Source organism: Pseudonocardia xinjiangensis (genome assembly GCF_012911925.1).
Lineage (GTDB): Bacteria > Actinomycetota > Actinomycetes > Mycobacteriales > Pseudonocardiaceae > Pseudonocardia > Pseudonocardia xinjiangensis.
On the sequence record NZ_JAAXKY010000017.1, the window covers coordinates 23537 to 40729 of the forward strand.

20 protein-coding genes are annotated in these 17193 nt (G+C 72.1%); 12 read left to right on the top strand and 8 right to left on the bottom strand.

The features are described from left to right. Window positions 1-9: 9 nt before the first annotated feature. Both HF577_RS07990 and HF577_RS38005 read right to left on the bottom strand, forming a co-directional pair. Window positions 10-1362, bottom strand: coding sequence for a phytoene desaturase family protein (locus tag HF577_RS07990; RefSeq protein ID WP_246266051.1), 1353 nt, complete (start codon window positions 1360-1362; stop codon window positions 10-12). 8 nt (window positions 1363-1370) lie between these two features. Then, window positions 1371-1646 (bottom strand): FAD-dependent oxidoreductase, encoded by a 276-nt coding sequence (locus HF577_RS38005; RefSeq protein ID WP_246266052.1) that lies wholly within the window; start codon window positions 1644-1646, stop codon window positions 1371-1373. 106 nt (window positions 1647-1752) lie between these two features. Between HF577_RS38005 and HF577_RS07995 the strand changes: the two genes are divergently transcribed. Further along, window positions 1753-2361 (top strand): TetR/AcrR family transcriptional regulator, encoded by a 609-nt coding sequence (locus HF577_RS07995; RefSeq protein WP_169395112.1) that lies wholly within the window; start codon window positions 1753-1755, stop codon window positions 2359-2361. A gap of 37 nt (window positions 2362-2398) precedes the next feature. On the opposite strand, the gene HF577_RS08000 is transcribed toward HF577_RS07995, so the two are convergent. Next, the gene (locus tag HF577_RS08000) at window positions 2399-2575 is read right to left on the bottom strand and encodes a hypothetical protein (protein ID WP_169395113.1); all 177 of its coding nucleotides are present in this window, start codon (window positions 2573-2575) and stop codon (window positions 2399-2401) included. 252 nt (window positions 2576-2827) lie between these two features. Between HF577_RS08000 and HF577_RS08005 the strand changes: the two genes are divergently transcribed. After that, window positions 2828-3208 carry a VOC family protein gene (locus tag HF577_RS08005; protein ID WP_312859005.1) on the top strand — a complete coding sequence of 127 codons (381 nt, stop codon included), beginning with the start codon at window positions 2828-2830 and terminating at the stop codon, window positions 3206-3208. Here the strand turns inward: HF577_RS08005 and HF577_RS08010 are convergent. After that, entirely contained in the window at window positions 3193-4245 is a 1053-nt protein-coding gene (locus HF577_RS08010; protein ID WP_211173944.1) for a C40 family peptidase, read from the bottom strand. The two genes, HF577_RS08005 and HF577_RS08010, sit on opposite strands and share 16 nt — an antisense overlap. A 241-nt stretch (window positions 4246-4486) precedes the next feature. On the opposite strand from HF577_RS08010, the gene HF577_RS08015 reads away from it, so the two are divergent. The 7 genes from HF577_RS08015 (at window position 4487) to HF577_RS08045 (ending at window position 11560) form a co-directional block, all read left to right on the top strand. Continuing rightward, a complete protein-coding gene (locus HF577_RS08015) occupies window positions 4487-5062 on the top strand; it encodes an ABC transporter permease (protein WP_211173945.1) in 576 nt (191 codons plus the stop codon). Next, a complete protein-coding gene (locus HF577_RS08020) occupies window positions 5062-6216 on the top strand; it encodes an ABC transporter ATP-binding protein (RefSeq protein WP_169395116.1) in 1155 nt (384 codons plus the stop codon). Before HF577_RS08015 ends, HF577_RS08020 begins: the two co-directional genes overlap by 1 nt. Further along, window positions 6213-7010, top strand: a complete 798-nt coding sequence (locus tag HF577_RS38010; protein WP_211173946.1) for an ABC transporter permease — start codon at window positions 6213-6215, stop codon at window positions 7008-7010. Before HF577_RS08020 ends, HF577_RS38010 begins: the two co-directional genes overlap by 4 nt. Before the next feature lie 33 nt (window positions 7011-7043). Continuing rightward, window positions 7044-8033 carry a glycine betaine ABC transporter substrate-binding protein gene (locus HF577_RS08030; protein ID WP_169395117.1) on the top strand — a complete coding sequence of 330 codons (990 nt, stop codon included), beginning with the start codon at window positions 7044-7046 and terminating at the stop codon, window positions 8031-8033. Between the two features lie 27 nt (window positions 8034-8060). Continuing rightward, a complete protein-coding gene (locus HF577_RS08035; protein ID WP_169395118.1) occupies window positions 8061-9353 on the top strand; it encodes an MFS transporter in 1293 nt (430 codons plus the stop codon). Between the two features lie 131 nt (window positions 9354-9484). Beyond that, window positions 9485-10669, top strand: coding sequence for a low temperature requirement protein A (locus HF577_RS08040; protein ID WP_169395119.1), 1185 nt, complete (start codon window positions 9485-9487; stop codon window positions 10667-10669). Between the two features lie 30 nt (window positions 10670-10699). Then, on the top strand, window positions 10700-11560 hold the full coding sequence (locus tag HF577_RS08045; protein WP_169395120.1) for an alpha/beta fold hydrolase: 861 nt from the start codon (window positions 10700-10702) through the stop codon (window positions 11558-11560). Window positions 11561-11637: 77 nt separating this feature from the next. Here the strand turns inward: HF577_RS08045 and HF577_RS08050 are convergent, their stop codons facing one another. Continuing rightward, complete coding sequence (locus HF577_RS08050; protein WP_169395121.1) at window positions 11638-12552, bottom strand: RNA polymerase sigma-70 factor; 915 nt, start codon at window positions 12550-12552, stop codon at window positions 11638-11640. 178 nt (window positions 12553-12730) lie between these two features. Here HF577_RS08050 and HF577_RS08055 point away from each other — a divergent pair, with 178 nt between their 5' ends. Both HF577_RS08055 and HF577_RS08060 read left to right on the top strand, forming a co-directional pair. After that, window positions 12731-13216 (top strand): carboxymuconolactone decarboxylase family protein, encoded by a 486-nt coding sequence (locus tag HF577_RS08055; RefSeq protein ID WP_169395122.1) that lies wholly within the window; start codon window positions 12731-12733, stop codon window positions 13214-13216. Window positions 13217-13303: 87 nt separating this feature from the next. After that, window positions 13304-14104, top strand: coding sequence for a dienelactone hydrolase family protein (locus HF577_RS08060; protein WP_211173947.1), 801 nt, complete (start codon window positions 13304-13306; stop codon window positions 14102-14104). Between the two features lie 84 nt (window positions 14105-14188). Here HF577_RS08060 and HF577_RS08065 read toward each other — a convergent pair whose 3' ends face one another. Both HF577_RS08065 and HF577_RS08070 read right to left on the bottom strand, forming a co-directional pair. Continuing rightward, the gene (locus HF577_RS08065) at window positions 14189-14638 is read right to left on the bottom strand and encodes an SRPBCC family protein (RefSeq protein ID WP_169395124.1); all 450 of its coding nucleotides are present in this window, start codon (window positions 14636-14638) and stop codon (window positions 14189-14191) included. Between the two features lie 198 nt (window positions 14639-14836). Continuing rightward, a complete protein-coding gene (locus HF577_RS08070) occupies window positions 14837-15238 on the bottom strand; it encodes a DUF5997 family protein (protein WP_169395125.1) in 402 nt (133 codons plus the stop codon). A 43-nt stretch (window positions 15239-15281) separates the two neighbouring features. On the opposite strand from HF577_RS08070, the gene HF577_RS08075 reads away from it, so the two are divergent. Then, complete coding sequence (locus tag HF577_RS08075; RefSeq protein ID WP_312859006.1) at window positions 15282-15989, top strand: LysR family substrate-binding domain-containing protein; 708 nt, start codon at window positions 15282-15284, stop codon at window positions 15987-15989. Window positions 15990-16154: 165 nt separating this feature from the next. Here HF577_RS08075 and HF577_RS08080 read toward each other — a convergent pair whose 3' ends face one another. Next, the gene (locus HF577_RS08080; protein ID WP_169395126.1) at window positions 16155-16613 is read right to left on the bottom strand and encodes a hypothetical protein; all 459 of its coding nucleotides are present in this window, start codon (window positions 16611-16613) and stop codon (window positions 16155-16157) included. Window positions 16614-17193: the final 580 nt, after the last annotated feature.

Consider the following 17193-nt stretch of genomic DNA (forward strand, 5'->3'; position numbering starts at 1 on the left):
CGCCCGCCCTCAGCGCGCCGGCAGGAACGCCATGACCCGGTCCTGCACCCGCTGCAGCAACGGTGGTGCGGCCAGCCGCTGGGCCACGATGTGCCCGGACCCGCCGCCGAGGCCGGCGCCGGGGTGGGTGGACGCGCCGATGTGCCACAGACCCGCGATCGGTGTGCGATGCGACCGGGTCGAGGGCAGGGGTCGCCACAGCACGGCCTGGTCGAGGTCGCAGGCGCCGCTGTACGGGTCGCCGTAGCGGGCGTTCGGGTTCGCCGCCGCGAGGTCCACCGGGGAGATGACCGTCGTGCCCAGCATCGTGCCGGTCAGGCCGGGCGCGTGCGCGGCGATGCGGTCGAGCACCCGGCCCGCGTAGGCGGACGCCAGCTCCCGGGTCCAGCCGCCGGAGGTGTCCAGCTCACCGGCCGCGTCCCCGACCGGGACGAAGGGCAGCTCCTGTAGCTGGACCCACAGCGCGGCGCCGCCGTCGGGCACGCGGGAGGGATCGAGCACGTCCTGGCGTCCCACCACGACGGTCGGGACCGCGGGCAGCAGGCCGGCCTCGGCCTGCGCGCAGGCGATCGCCGTGCCGGCCGAACCGTCGGTCAGGTGGATGAGCGGCCCGTCCGCAAGGCGGGGGTCGCGCCAGGCCGGTGGGCCGGACAGCGCGACGTGGATCTGCATGGCGGCGCGTCCGTACCGGAACCGGGCGGCCTCGCGACGGGCCTGCTCCAGCCCGGCCACCTCGGTTCTCACCTCGGGGAGGAGCTCGCCGTACAGGGCGTCCGGCGGCACCGACACCAGTACCGCCCGGCCCGCCCAGATCGACTCGCCCGCGAGCCGCACCCCCATCGCCCGGCCGCCCGCCACCACGATCTCCTCGACGGGCGCGCCGAGCCGCACCTCGACGCCGAGCTCGTCGAGCAGCCCGCGGAAGGCCGCGACGAAGGCTGCGGCACCGCCCTCGACCACCGGCAGTCCGACGCCGTGCAGGGTCGCGGCCAGCAACGGCAGCATCAGCCCGCCCTGCGCCTGGTCGGGGGCGAGGCCGGCGTGCAGCAGCCACGGCACCCACAGATGGTCGACCTCGCCGCCGGTGAACCGGCTGCGCGCCCAGGCCCGGCCGCCGGTCACCGTGGAGCGCAGCAGCTCCTCGAGATGGCCACGGCCGAGCCTGCGCCTGCTGTCGGTGAGTGCTCGCACCGTGCCGGTCGAGCGTGGTTCGGTGCCCAGCACCGCGCCGACCAGCGGCAGCAGGTGATCGAACTCGGCCAGCGCGGCGAGGTACGCACTCCGGTCGGCGGCACTCCCGAACGCCTCGGCGGTGCGGACCGGATCGCGGTACGCCATGGTCACCCGGCCGTCGCCCGCCACGCTGGCGGTCAGTTCGCCGTCGGTATTGCGGTAGCGGAGACCGTGCCGATGCAGGTCGGAGCCGAGCGCCGCGTACGCGCCGCCGGAGACGAACAGCGGGTGCCACGACGAGTAGGTGTCGTGCCGGTAGCCCGCACCGTCAGCTCGGCGGAGTCGATGAACCCGCCGAGCCGGTCGTTCCCGTCGACGAGGGTGACCGTCCAGCCTGCCCTCGCCAGCTCCGCGGCAGCGACCATCCCGTTGATGCCGGCACCGACGACGATCGCGTCCCGCGGGCCGGTCATGACGCCTCCCCGTGTCCAGAGTGACCTTGTTTCCCGCCGACGCTACGCGACGCGCCAGACGTAGAATGTACTGAACGGTACACTTCAGGCGAACGACAGGAGCACCATGAAGCAGCTGCCGTCCACCGAACGCGGGCGCCGGACACGGGCTGCCATCGTCACCGCCGCGGCGCGGCTGATGCAGGAGCGGGGCCTCGCCTCCCCGTCCATGGACGACGTCCTCGCCGCGAGCAACGCCGGGAAATCGCAGCTCTACCACTACTTCGACGGCAAGCAGGACCTGGCCGTCGCGGTCCTGCACCACCAGTTCGAGCGGGTGATGGCGGCGCAGCCCAGCCTGGGTGACCCGGCGTGCGCCGACCTCGGGCAGTGGCGCGCCGAGGTGTTGCTGGCTCACCGCGAGAGCGGTATGGGCACCTGCCCCCTCGGGGTGTTCGTCGGCCAGGTCGACCAGGACCCGGTGCTGCGCGACACGCTCGCCGATCTCTTCCGGCGCTGGCAGGACGCCCTCGCCGGGCTGGTCGACCGGGCCGTCCGGGCGGGTGGGGTCATCCCGGACACCGATCCGGCCGCGGCCGGGCGGGCCCTGCTCACCGCGCTGCAGGGCGGGATCATGCTCGCCCACCTGCACGGCGAACCGGAGCCGCTGGCGCACGCCGTCGACCACGTCGTCGACGGCCTGACCGGCTCCGCTCGCGCACCGGGAAGCGCCTGATGCGCGACGGTCGTGGGGACCGGCAGCGCGGTGGTTCTCAGTCCTGCTCCGCAGGCGGACGGCGGACCGCCGCCATGGTCTTGTGCGCCCGGTCCCTCGACTCCCGATGACGCCGCTCGACGGCCTCCCGCAGCCGCTCCATCGAGGCGGGGTCGGCGACCTGCCGACACGTGCAGTCGGCAGGCAGGAACCACCCACAGCGCCCGCAGATCATCGCCGATCTCCTTCCGTACCCCGGGGAGGACAACCGACTGTCGTGCGGCGAGGCGCCGACCGCGCCCGTGTGTCCCCGGTCTCGTTGCTGGAGGAAACGCGCGCTGCGCGCCGGCGGTTCAGTGGCGGGGCGACCTGCGGAGAGCGGGGCATGACGCGGCCGATGAGTCCCCGGCCTCCCCGTGGTCTACCTGGCATGGGGCCGACAGCAGGACGACGGGAGACGGCTGCGCGACCGCTGGCGAACGGTCGCGTGGCCACCAGACTGCCCGCGCAGGACCTCCACCGGGCGCGGGCGTTCTACGCGGAGAAGCTGGGCCTCGAACCGGCGGAGGAACGACCGGGCGGCCTGCTCTACCGCTGCGCGGAGGGCACGTTCGCCCTGTTCGCCTCCACCGGGGCTCCCTCGGGGACGCACACCCAGATGGGCTGGGACGTTGACGACATCGACGCGACGGTTGCCGACCTGCGGTCTCGCGGGGTGGAGTTCGAGGACGTGAACCTGCCCGGCCACACCGTCGACGGGATCACCACGGTGTCGGGCAACTACCCGAGCACGGGCACCGGCGAGCGGGCGGTCTGGTTCCGCGACAGCGAGGGCAACATGCTCGGAATCGGTCAGGCCGTCCGCTGACCGGCAGCGGGCGCGCCCGGAAGGATGCGCCTGGCGCCGGCGAACTCGTGGCCGGTGTCCCACTGCTCCCAGTCGACGATCTGCACCGACGCGGCGGCGTTCGGTGAGTGGATCATCCGGCCGGCACCGACGTACATGCCCACGTGGTGCACGCTGCCGACCCCGCCCGGCCGGGCGAAGAACAGCAGGTCGCCCGGCTGCAGCTCGCCGGCGGCCACCGCCGTGCCGAACGTCGACTGGGGCCCGGAGTCGCGGGGAACGGCGATCCCGTGGGCACGGTGGACGGTGTAGATGAGCCCCGAGCAGTCGAGCCCGTAGGCGGAGGTTCCCGCCCACAGGTACCGCAGGCCCAGGAACGTCGTCGCGGTGGCGACGAGATCCTCGCCCGTCGGCGTGGCGGGCTGCTCGCCCGGCGCGTGGACGTCCACGGCGTCCCGGCGGAGCCAGGCGGCGGAACCGTCCGGCAGGACGACCCGGACGCCGTCGGTGGTCTGCGCGAGAACCGGTAGCTGCGTGGTGACGCTGACCTCCAGGTGCGGGGTCGTCCCGTCCGGGGTGGCACTGAGCCAGGTCCGCGTGGCGGTGACGACCGCACGGTCCCGGTTCCTCGCGTCGGCGGCGAACCCGGCGTTCGCCACGAGCTGGCGGACCGGAACCCAGCCGGGATAGCCCCGGGCATCGCGTGGGGTCGCCTGGTCCAGGACCACCACGTGCGCCCAGTCGCCTGCGACCTCGGTCACCTCGACCTCGGAGCCGAGGACCGCCTGGGTCTCCAGATTGCCGGTGAGCCATCGGCGCGTCCCGGTGTCCGCCATCCTCCGGTTCCACCGGTCCAGCTCGACCGGGTTACCGAGGGCAGGCGCGTCCAGGTCGCGCGGGCGGTCCGGGGCCACCCACAGGGTCGCCACGCTCACGTTCACGAAGGCGTGGTCGCCGGGCCCGAGCCCGCCCGGCGCCGGGGCCGCCGCGGCCGTTCCCGTGACCGCGCACAGCACTCCCACCGTGAGCACACCCACCACCGTCCGTCGACCCGTCACCGTCGGACCCTCTGTCACGAGAGCCGTCGCCGGGGCGGCTTTCCCTCGAACGGGCGTAACGGTTCGTCCCGACATGCGGCGGCCGGTGCGTCCGGTGGGTAGGTTCCGGTGATCGCCGCCGACGCGCCGATCCGCACAACTGCCACGCGCACCACCGCAAGGAGTCTCGATCAGTTTCCCGGAGTACGTCCTCGACCACTACGACCGGCTCCTCGAGCTGTCGCTCGAGCACCTCGCCGTCGTGCTCGCCGGGCTCCTCGTCGGCAGCGTGGTCGGGCTGGCACTGGGTATGGCGGTGCACCGCACGCCGCGGGCACGCTCCGCGGCCGTCCACGTCTGCGGGCTGATCCTCACCGTGCCGTCGCTGGCGATGTACGCCCTGCTGCTCGCGCTGCTCGGCACCATCGGGACCCTGCCGGTGATCGTCGCGCTGGCGCTCTACTCGCTGCTGCCGATCGTGCGCAACACGGTCACCGGGCTCAACGGGGTCGACCCCGCGGTCGTCGAGGCCGCCCAGGGGGTCGGGATGGGGCGCTGGCGCCGGCTGGTGAGCATCGAGCTGCCGCTCGCGTGGCCGGTCGTGGTCACCGGGGTGCGGGTGTCCGCGGTGCTGCTGGTGGGGGTGGCGGCGCTGGGCCCGATCATCGGCGGCCCGGGGCTGGGTGAGCTGATCTTCTCCGGGCTACGGGTGATCACGAGCCCCAACGCGGTCAACCTCGCCCTCATGGGCACGCTCGGTGTCGTGCTCGTCGGCATGCTCCTCGACGGCGCGTTCCTCGTCCTGACCCGCGTGACTACGTCGAGGGGAGTCCGCTGATGCCCGCCATGATCGAGCTCGAACAGCTGACCAAGCACTACCCGGGCCGGTCCGCTCCCGCGGTCGACTCCCTCGACCTGACGATCGCCGAGGGCGAGATCGTCATCCTCGTCGGGCCGTCCGGCTGCGGGAAGACCACGACCCTCAAGATGATCAACCGGATCATCGAGCCGTCGTCGGGGATCATCCGCCTGCAGGGCGAGGACGTGACCAGGGCGAACCCCGACCATCTCCGCCGCCGCATCGGCTACGTCATCCAGCAGGTCGGCCTCTTCCCCCACCAGACGATCGGACGCAACATCACCACGGTCCCCCGGTTGCTCGGGTGGTCGCAGCAGCGGATCGACGACCGGCTCGACGAGCTCATGCACCTCGTGGGCATGGACCCCGGGACCTACCGGGACCGCTACCCCAAGGAGCTCTCCGGCGGTCAGCGCCAGCGGGTCGGGGTGGCCCGCGCGCTCGCCGCGGACCCGCCGGTGATGCTGATGGACGAGCCGTTCGGTGCGCTCGACCCGATCAGCCGCGAACGGCTCCAGAACGAGTTCCTCCGCCTGCAGGAGGAGATCCGCAAGACCATCGTCTTCGTCACCCACGACATCGACGAGGCGATCACGATGGGCGACCGGATCGCGATCCTGCGGGAGGGGTCGACGGTCGCGCAGTACGACACCCCGGAGACGGTGCTCGCGGCACCTGCCGACGACTTCGTGCGGGAGTTCATCGGCTCCGGCGCGGCGCTCAAGCGCCTCGGTCTCGCCCGGGTGCGCGACGTCGAGCTCGGGCAGTGGCCGACCTCCCCGATCGGCTCCGGGCGGGAGGCGGCGCTGCGCGCGCTCGCGTCGTCCGAGCACGGATCGGTGCTGCTGCTCGACGACCGGCGCCGGCCGCTGCGCTGGGTGCGGGCCGACGAGCTGGAGCAACCCGGCTCGCTGGAGCGGCTGGGCGTGGAGGTGCGCGGCACCGTCGAGCCCACCACGACGCTGGCCCACGCGCTGGACGCGATGGTGGGCAGCCGGGTGGGGGCCGTGGTCGTCGTCGACGGTTCCGGGGCCCTGCTGGGCACCGTCGACATGCGGGTGATCATGGCCGCGGTCGACACCATGCGCACCGACGCCCACGAGCAGGACCGCGAGGAGGTGCCGTCGCGGTGAGCCTCGGCCTCGAGGACCCGTACGCCCGCACCGACACGGTGGTCACCGAGCAGCGGCCGCCCGGCTCGCGGACCGCGCAGTGGCGCCGCTACCTCGGCGTGCCCGCGCTGCTGGCCCTCGTCTGCGTCGGCGTGGTGGTCTTCGTCGCGTTCGCCGACCTCGACGACGTCGAGCGCCGCCTGCTCACCTTCGACGGTCTCCGCACGGCCACGCTCGTGCACCTGGAGCTGGTCGGCCTCTCGACGCTGCTCGTCATCGTCCTCGCGGTGCCGCTGGGAATCCTGGTCTCGCGGCCGTGGGCGCGCCGCCTCACCCCGGTCGTCGTCGGGCTGGGCAACATCGCGCAGTCGGTGCCCTCGCTCGGGGTGATCGTGCTGTTCGCGATCCTGTTCGCCCCCGGCTTCGGCGGCGCCGTCGTCGCGCTGGTCGTCTACGCGTTCCTGCCCATCCTGCGCAACACGATCGTCGGACTGCAGCAGATCGACCCGTTCGTCGTGGAGTCCGCCCGCGGCATGGGCATGTCGAGCAACCGGGTGCTGCGGGAGATCGAGCTGCCGCTCGCCGTGCCGGTCATCCTCGCCGGCGTGCGCACCGCGGCCGTGATCGGCGTCGGCACGGCCACCATCGGAGCGCTCACCAACGCCGGGGGGCTCGGCAGCGTCGTCTACGGCGGCATCGTGCAGAGCCGCACCCCGGTGATCGTGGTGGCGAGCATCCTCACCGCGGTGCTCGCCCTGCTCGTCGACCACGTCCTCGGCGTGGCGGAAAACGTCCTGCGGCCCCGTGGCCTCTAGCTTCAACGCCCAACATCCCACGAAGGAGGCGCTGTGACTTCCAGAGCCACATCCCGATCGCACCGTGTGCTGGGCGCGCTGGCCCTCGTCGGTGCGCTCGCCCTGACAGCATGCAGCAGCGGGTCGGGCGGCGCGGGCGGTGGAGACACCGGCGACTCGGTGGCGGCCCGCGTCCACCTGGCGGGCACCCAGATCGCCGTGGGCTCCAAGGAGTTCACCGAGCAGCTGATCCTCGGGCAGATCACCGTGCAGGCGCTGCGGGCCGCGGGCGCCACGGTGGAGGACCGCACGGCACTCGTCGGCACCCCGGTCGTGCGCGGCGCGCTGCTGTCGGACCAGATCGACATGTACTGGGAGTACACCGGCACCGCATGGCTCGGGCCGCTCGGCAACACCGACCCGGTCGCGGGCGAGCAGGCCCAGTTCGACGCGGTCAAGAACGCCGACGCCGCCAACGGGATCACCTGGCTCGCCATGGCGGGCGCCAACAACGCCTACGCGCTCGCCGCGAACCCCGACGCAGCGAGGGAGTTCGGCGTCGCCACCATCAGCGACTACGCCCGGCTGGCGCAGCAGAACCCGACGGCCGCCACCCTCTGCACCGCCGCCGAGTTCCCCACCCGCAACGACGGCCTGCCCGCCGTCGAGAAGACCTACGGCTTCGACCTCCCCGACGCCGACGTGGCCGTTCTCGACTTCGGACTGGTCTACACGAGCGTGGCCGCGCGCGAGCCGTGCAACTTCGCCGTCGTCTTCGGCACCGACGCCCAGGTACTCCAGAACAAGCTCGTCGTCCTGAAGGACGACAAGCAGGCCCTGGCCACGTACAACGTCGCGGTCAGCATGCGGACGCAGACGTACGCGGCCAACCCGGACGCCTACAACACCCTCTTCGGCGCGATCGCCGCGGCGCTCACCACCGAGCGCGCCACCCAGCTCAACGCGAAGGTCGACATCGACGGCGAGACGCCCGAGGACGTCGCCAAGGAGTTCCTGGTCGAGAACAGGATCATCACCGGCTGATCGCCCGGGCGGGCATGATCTCCTGCCGTGGTCGATCACCCGCCGCTGCGCCGGAACACCGGGTTCCAGCTCCTCTGGTTCGGCACCGCGGTCTCCCAGCTGGGCACGGAGATCACGAAGCTCGCGGTGCCGTTGTTCGTGCTCGCGCTCACCGGATCGCCGGCCTGGGCGGGGATCATCGCCGGCGCGGGTGTCGCCGGGAGCATCCTCGTCCTGATGCCGGCCGGCGTCTGGGTCGACCGGTGGGACCGCCGCCGCACGCTGGTCACCGGACAGGCGCTGCGGGTGGTCAACTCCGCATGCCTGTCCGCTCTGGTCCTCTCCGGCCACGTGCAGGTGTGGCAGTTCGTGCTGTTCGGCGTGGTCGACGGCGTCTGCGCCGCGTTCACCGACCTGGTCCGGTACGCGGCGATCCGCGGCCTGGTGCCCGTGGCCCAGCTGCGCACCGCCTACATGCAGGAGGAGTCGCGCAGCCACGCGGCAAGGCTGGCCGGACCGCCACTGGGCGGCCTGCTCTACGGACTGGCCCCGGCGGTTCCCTTCGTGGTCGACACGGTCACCTTCGTGGTCGCCCTCGTCAGCGGCGTTCTCGCGAAGGTCCCCCGGCGGCCCGGGCGGGCGTCCGCGGTTCCGTCGGATGACGGACCGGGAAGCGAGCCCACCCGGCCGAGCATGCGGCGGAAGGTGGGCGACACGCTCGCCTGGCTGTGGCACCGACGGGGCCTGCGCGAGGTCTACGGCGTGCTCACCGCCCTCAACCTGCTGGGTGGGGCGTTCATGATCCCGCTGATCGTGCTCGTCGGCGAGCGCGGCGGCGGGGCGCTGGGCACCGGGACCGTGCTCGCCGGCGCCGGGATCGGCGGCCTGGTCGGCGCGCTCGGCTCCACCCTGATCGGCCGGCGCCTTCCGGTCGGCGCGATGATGATCACGATCGTCGCGGTCTTCGGCACCGCGGTGGCGGCAATGGCTCTGCCGTTCGGCCCGTGGTGGCCGATGGTCCCGCTGATCGTCATCGCACTCTCCACCCCGTCGATCAACGTGGTGGTGAGCGCGGTCAACGCCCAGCTGGTGCCGGAGGACATGCTCGGCCGGATGAACGGGAGCCTCACCACCGTGGCGCGGGGGCTCGCCCCGCTCGGACCGGTGCTCGGTGGCGCGCTGGCCGCGACGCTGGGCGCCGCGGGCACGCTCGTGGTGCTCGGCGCAGCGCTGGTGCTCACCGCCGCGGGCACCGCGACCAGCCCCGAGCTGCGCCGGTTCACCGGGGAGGACGGTTCGGACAGTGCGGTGCCCGGCTCACCTCGATCGTCGGAGCGATGAGTCCGGCGGACGATCCTCGCCTTCCTGTCACGAACGGGGCCGCTGTGCTGTCCTTCCGGGGGACGGACTCTCGGACCGACAGGAGCGAACTCGTGCCACCAGCAGGTATCCCGGGCCGCATCCGGGTCCGGATGACCGCCCGTCCGATCGACGAGCCGCACCGCGTGTCCAGCCCGCTCGAGCTGCTGTTCGACCTCACCTTCGTGGTCGCGATCGCGGCCGTCACCGCCCAGTTCGCGCACAGCATCGCCGCCGGTCACGCCCTGGACGGGCTCGTGCTGTTCCTCCTGGTCTTCTTCTCGATCTGGTGGGCGTGGATGAACTTCACCTGGTTCGCCTCGTCCTACGACACCGACGACGTGCCCTACCGGCTGCTGACCATGGTGCAGATGGCCGGCGTACTGGTCCTCGCCGCCGGCGTGCCCACCGCGGCCGACCACGACGACTTCCGCATCGTCACGCTCGGCTACCTCATCATGAGGATCGGGCTCGTCGCCCAGTGGCTGCGGGCGGCCGTCGAGGATCCGCCGCGCCGGCGCACCGCGCTGCGCTATGCCGCCGGCATCACGATCCTGCAGGCGGGCTGGGTGCTGCGGCTCGTCCTCGTAGAGACGGGTGTCCTGACGTCCTGGTCCGCCCTGCTGCTGTTCTTCGTCGGCCTGGTCGTCCTGGAGCTCGCCGTGCCGCCGTGGGCGGAACGGACCGGGGCCACCACGTGGCACCCGCACCACATCGGCGAGCGCTACGGCCTGTTCACGATCATCCTGCTCGGAGAGAGCGTCCTCTCCGCGACCACGGCGGTCGAAGGAGCGCTCGCGGCGGGCGGCGTCAGCGGGTCCTTCGTCACCGTCGCCTTCTCCGGTCTCGTGCTGCTGTTCGCCCTGTGGTGGCTCTACTTCCTCCAGCCGGCGGGGGAAGGTCTGAGCGATCGCCGCCACCGGTCCTACCTGTGGGGCTACGGCCACTACGGCATCTTCGCGTGCCTGGCAGCCCTCGGTGCCGGCCTCGAGGTCGCGGTCGAGCAGAGCGGGCACGCCCTCGCGGCATCACCGCTGGTGATCGGCTACGCCGTCGCGATCCCGGTCGCCGTGTTCATCGCCTTGCTCCGGGCGGTCCACGTGTGCCTCGTCGCGCAGCCCGTCATCCGTCCCGTCGTCCTCGTGAGCTGCGTCGTCGTGATCCTGCTGCTGCCGCTCGGGGCGGCACCGCTCGGAGTGGCCGCCGTGGTGGCGGCGACCGCAGCCGTCTGTGTCCTGCTGGTGGCCGCCACCATCGCCCCGGGACTGCAGGTCCGGCCGCAAGAGGTGAACCGCTGAGTTCCCGGTTCGGGAGGAGTCGGAACGGTCATGCCGACGCACCTGCTCGAGACCCCCGAGGTCACGCTCGCCTACGACGTCCACGGCCCGCTGCCGGCCGCCGACGGCCGCCCGCCACTGGTCATGATCGCCCAGCCCATGGACGCCGGCGGCTTCGAGGCGTTGCGGTCGCACTTCCCCGACCGCACCGTGGTCACCTACGACCCGCGCGGGCTCGGGCGCAGCACGCGCAAGGACGGCCGCGTCGACCATGTGCCCGAGGTCCAGGCGGCCGACGTGCACGCCGTCATCGAGGCGCTCGGGGCGGGCCCGGTCGAGATGTTCGCGAGCAGTGGTGGCGCGGTGACCGCACTCGCCCTCGTCACGGCCCACCCCGGTGACGTCATCACCCTGGTGGCGCACGAGCCGCCGCTCATCACGCTGCTCCCCGACGCCCGGGCCGCCGCGCGCGCCAGTGCCGGCATCCGGGAGACCTACGAGGCCAAGGGGTGGGGTGCCGCCATGGCGGCCTTCATCACCATGACGTCGTGGGTCGGCGAGTTCACCGACGACTACTTCGCCCGGCCCGCGCCGGATCCCGCCCTGTTCGGGATGCCGGCCGAGGACGACGGCTCGCGTGACGACCCGCTGCTCTCCGACCGGTCCTCGGCCGTCAGCAGTTACCTGCCCGACGTCGACGCGCTGGCCGCGGCGCCGACGCGGGTCGTGATCGCCGTGGGCGAGGAGTCGCAGGGCACCCTCACCGGACGCACCGCGGTCGCGGCCGCCGAGTTGCTCGGTCAGCAGGCCACGGTGTTCCCGAGCCATCACGGCGGCTTCCTCGGTGGCGGCTTCGGCTACGCGGGCCAACCGGAGGCCTTCGCGCGGAGGCTGCGGGAGGTGCTCGCCTGAGGCCCGTCCGCGACATGGACACATGTCGCTGCCGCAGCGGCGTCAGGACAGCGTGATGTGTCCATGTCGCGCCTGTGTCAGCGGCTCAGGGCGGTCTCCCGCTCCATGCGCGACAGCTTCTCGGGATTGCGCACGGCGTAGAGCCCGGTGATGAGGCCGTCGTCGATGCGCACCGCCATGACGGTGTCGAGCTCGCCGTCGAGCCGGACGATCAGCGCCGGGTGGCCGTTGACCTGTGCCGGCTGCAGCGACATCACGGGGGCGACCCGGCCCAGCCCGACGGTCAGCAGGCGGGCCACCTTGTCGGCCCCCACGATGGGCCGCGGCACGGCCTGCTTGACTCCGCCGCCGTCACCCAGCAGGACGACGTCCGGCGCGAGGATGTCGAGCAGGCGTTGCAGGTCGCCCGTCTCGACCGCCCGCTGGAACGCCTCGAGGGCGCCTCGGGTCTCCGCCGGGGAGACGACCCCGCGCGGCCGGCGCGCCGCCACGTGCGACCGCGCCCGGTGCGCGATCTGACGGACCGCGGCCGGGCTCTTGTCCACCGCCTCCGCGATCTCGTCGTAGTCCAGGTCGAACACCTCGCGCAGCACGAACACCGCCCGCTCGACCGGCCCGAGCGTCTCGAGCACCAGCAGCATCGCCATCGAGACGCTGTCGGCCAGCGCGACGTCCTCGGCCACGTCGGGTGCGGTGAGCAGCGGCTCGGGCAGCCAGGAGCCGACGTAGGACTCCTTGCGCCGCCCGAGCGTGCGCAGCCGGGTGAGCGCCTGGCGGGTGGTGATCCGGACCAGGTAGGCCCGCTGGTCCCGCACGACGCCGAGGTCGACGCCCACCCACCGCAGCCAGGTCTCCTGCAGGACGTCCTCCGCGTCGGCGGCCGAGCCGAGCATCTCGTAGGCGACGGTGAACAGCAGGTTGCGGTGGGCGAGGAACGCCGCGGTGGCGGGGTCCGGGCGGTCGTCCTGGTTCATCGGCGACGCGCCGGCCATGGGGAGCTCCTCTTCACTCTGGACTGTGCCATCCCCCAGACACCGGAGCAGGCCGTTCTGTGACATCGGAGCGCTATGTCGCACGTCACAGCCGCGAGGCTGTCACAGAGATCGCGTCGCCGGCATCTCGTGGTCGCCCAGTGCGGAAGCACGTGTCACCACGAGTGAGGACGACGTCATGGACGCCCGGTTCAACCTGTTCGACAACGAGCTCGCCGTCAAGTTCGCCAAGCGGTTCGCCAATGCCAGCCTGGTGATCCAGCAGTCGGCACTGCCCAAGGCCACCCAGGAGCTCGTGGCGATGCGGACCAGCCAGATCAACGGCTGCGGCTTCTGCATCGACATGCACACCAAGGAGGCCATGGCCGCGGGCGAGACCACGGTCCGACTCACCCTCGTCGCCGCCTGGCGCGAGGCCACCGTCTACACCGAGGCCGAGCGGGCCGCGCTGGCGCTCGCCGAGGAGGGCACCCGGCTCGCCGACGCCCACGACGGAGTGTCCGACGAGACCTGGGCCCAGGTGCGCAAGCACTACGACGACGACCAGATCGGCGCGCTGGTCGCGCTGGTCGCCCTGGTCAACGCGGCCAACCGGCTCAACGTGATCGTGCGCAACCCTGCTGGCTCCTACGAGCCCGGCATGTTCGCCGCCGTGGTGAGCTGATCGACAGCCGAGTCCCGGCCCGGCCCGGATCATCCTGGTCCGGGCCGGGATGATCGCGCCATGTCCTCGAAAGCTCCGGTTTCCGATTTGACCGGATGGAACCGCACGTCTTTCACCGGCTCCGCGATCACCCACGAGTGCTACGAGAAGGGCACGGGCCCCGGCGTCGTGCTGCTCCCCGAGGTCCCGGGAATCACCCCGGAGGTGCTCGCTCTCGCCGAACACCTCGTCGGCGAGGGGTTCACCGTCGTGGTCCCGTCCCTGTACGGAACGCCGGGCCGGACCGAGACGACGGGGTACGCGCTGCCGGTGATGGCCAGGCTGTGTGTCGCCGCCGAGTTCCGCGCGTTCGCCACCAACGGCCGCCGCCCGGTCGCCGACTACGTCCGCGCGCTCGCCCGCGACCTCGCAGGCCGGACCCCAGGAGCGGGGGTCGGGGTGATCGGCATGTGCTTCAGCGGCGGGTTCGCGCTCGCGGCCGCCGTCGACGACACGGTGCTCGCCTCCGTGCTCAGCCAGCCGTCCCTACCGCTCCCGCTCGGCGCGGCCCGCCGCGCAGACCCGGGCCTGTCGGCCGACGAGCTGGACCGGGTCGCCGAACGCACCACCACCGACGGCCTGTGCGTGCTCGGGCTGCGGTTCAGCGGGGACCGCCTCGCCCCGCCCGAGCGGTTCGCGGGGCTGCGCAGCCGCCTCGGTGAGGCGTTCGAGGTGATCGAGCTCGACGCGTCACCCGGCAACGCCGCAGGGTTCCCCAGCGCCGCGCACTCCGTACTGACGAGGGAGGTCCGCGACACCCCCGGCCATCCGACCCTGGCCGCCCGGACCCGGGTGACGGAGTTCCTGCGCGACCGGCTCGCACCGGCGCGCCGGCCGGAAGCGCCGTGACACCCGCAGACGGAGTGCGGTGGTCGCGGCAGGGAACCACGTGGACGAACCCGGCTCCCCGCTTCCACCGCGGACGTCGCCCTGTCAGGCCTGCTGGGATCGCTTTGCCTCGAACCGCCGTACGAGTTCATCGCTCCGCGCGGCCTGGACCTTCCGTGCCTGGCCGGCCGAGAACCGCAGCAGGCCGAACGGTGCCGACAACCGGACGTGGTCGGTCACCCGGGTCCCGTCGGTGGCCGGTTCGATGCGGTAGCCGTAGTCCAAGCGGACCCCGCCAGGGCTGACTACGTCACCGGTCACGGTGCCCTCACCCAGGCGTAGGGCGACTTCGATGATGTTGTCGTAATGAAGCGGTCCCCAGCTGAAGCGCTCGACCGCGGTGTAGCGCACCACGTCCGGCTCGCGGCGGATGTTGCGGACCCCGACTATCAGCGGCGACAGGCCGACATGGTTGTCGGGGTCGGCCAGGTGCTCGAAGACCTCCACGGGAGAGGCGGGCAGGGTGGTCGTGGTGCTGAACTCGACGCTTTTCATGTGAGGTCCCGTGGCCGAGGGCGAAGGTCACGTTTGCGGGAGGAGTTTGGTCGTGCTGCGCGGTCCAGAACACGACGCTGTTCTCGTCGGTGACCGCTTGGTTGGTCTGCTGCCCGAGGCGTGACGGGCGCTACGTGCCACCGCAGATGCTTCGTGGTCTCTCTGCCTTGCGGGTGACCGACGCCGTCAGGGCCCCGCTCATCCCCGGACCGGAGCGTCGGGACGCTTCCCGGACCGCTCGGCCCGCAGGCGGGCCTCCGCGCGCTGCGCCTCGGCCCGGATGTTGCGCTCGCGGCGCAGCCACTCCGGCTGCTCCTCCTTCAACGCCGCGATCTGGGCGGTGGTCAGCGGCTCGGTGATCTCGGCACGGGCCAGCCCGGAGATCGACACCCCCAATCGGTCCGCGACGACCTGGCGGGGATGCGGGCCGTTGCGTCGCAGCTCGCGCAACCACTCGGGCGGATCGGCCTGCAGGGCGTCGAGCTCGTCGCGCGAGACCACCCCGGCCCGGAACTCGTCGGGCGTCGCGTCGGGGTGCACGCCCAGCTTCTTCGCCGCCGTCGCGGGCTTCATCGTCTGGGTCGACCTCTGCCGCGTCATACACCCAGGATATCGGGGCCGGACCAGCCGATAGCCTGGGCCGGTGACCGAGCCGGGCGACACCGCAGCGTTCAGGCTCGGCTACGTTCCCGGCGTCACGCCGGGCAAGTGGGCGCGGATGTGGGCCGAGCGCCGTCCCCACGTCAGCCTGGAGCTCGTCACGGCGACCACGGACGAGGCGCTGGAGCTGATCCGGACCGGTGCCGTGGACGCTGCCGTGCTCCGGCTGCCGATCGACCGGACCGGGCTCCACACGATCCCGCTCTACACCGAGACCACCGTGGCCGTCGTCCCGAAGGAACACGTGGTCGCCGCGACCGAGGAGGCCACGGTCGCGGACCTGGCCGACGAGATCGTCCTCCGCCCGCAGGACGACACACTCGCCTGGCCCGGTGACCTGCCGGGGCGGTCCGCGGCGATCACCCCCGCGACGACGGCCGCGGCGATCGAGCTCGTTGCCGCGGGCGTCGGCCTCCTGGTCGTCCCCCAGTCGCTGGCCCGCCTCCACCACCGCCGGGACCTCGTCTACCGACCGCTGACCGACGCACCGGGGTCGGGCGTCGGTCTCGCCTGGCCGGACGCGGAGAACACCGACCTGATGGAAGAGTTCATCGGGATCGTCCGCGGGCGCACGGTCAACAGCTCACGCACCCCCCGCCGGGACGCAACCCCAGCACCGGGCAGACCCGCCCCCACGAAGAAGAGCACTGCCCGGCGCGCTCCCGCCCGGCGCGGTACGCACCGTCGTTGAGTTCACCCACTCGATCTCCTACTCGGTGGCCTTCCAGGTGTTCGCCTGCGCCGCCCGGCACAGCTCCTCCCAGCCCTTCGCCGCCTCCGAGGTGGCGAACCGCGCCTCCCACCCGTCCGGCCGAGCAGGCGGCGCGGCCCGATCCCCACGCTTCGCAGGGATCGCTCAGGACCCGGTCGGCGCAGGCACCGGACCGAGATCATCTTCCAGCGGTCGCGACAACTCGGCCACGAGCGCGGGATCGGTGTGCACGGCCGCGGTCGCCTTCCACTCCACCAGGACCTGCGCCAACACCGACCACCGACCCAACTCCGCCGACGCACCCACCGCCCGCACGAAGTCCGAGACGAACTGGAGCCGCTCCGCAGCGGGCAGCAGGTCAGCCCACGGGAACTCCTCGACGAGGACCTCCGCCGCCGCTTCACCAGGCAGGTGGGCGAGCGCGTTGCGCAGCGCCCGCGCCGCGTACACGGCGCCCTCAGCTGCCGAGGTAGCGGAGTCCTCACGTACCAGCAGCAGCGGAACGCCGTCCCGGCGACGCACGCGAACATCGCCCTGATCGGCCAGTGCCGCGACACCCTTGGGATCGCGCTGCAACTCGCTCCACTGCACCTCGGTCGTCACACCACTAATTCTGAACTTTTTCAGAAGTCTTCGCAAGATTGTCGGCGCCCACCCACGTACTCCGACCCCGCCAGCCCCCGATCTGCAGCGAGGGTGTCGTTGATCTTCGCGTGGCGCGAGACAGAGGTACGTGGAGTCGAACGGAATGAACACTTACAGAGACCACTGCGAGGTCTCCGCAGGTGAGTAGGTGGGCGCGGCAGGGTTCGAACCTGCGACCGCTCGGGTGTAAGAGGGGCGGGCAGTGGCACCCAGGGCCTCTACCTGTGACGACACTGCCCGACATTGCCTCATGAAGGTTGCTGTGCCACCACATTTGACTGCAGGTCGCACCACGTTTGGCTCCACGAGGGCAACGCACTTCCGACTGATCCGGACTGGAGCCGACCTATTCATCTTGGCTTCACAACGAAGCTCGTGGCCGCGCCTTGCCCCAAACCGGCGTCAGTGGCTCCTCGCGGATACACCGAGGGGACGACGTTAGGCCGGCTACTCGTCGTTGGGCTCGGCAGAAGGAGACGGATCCTCGGACTTCCCTCGTCGCGCTGACTTACGCACGGTGCGGACTGGGACAGGTACG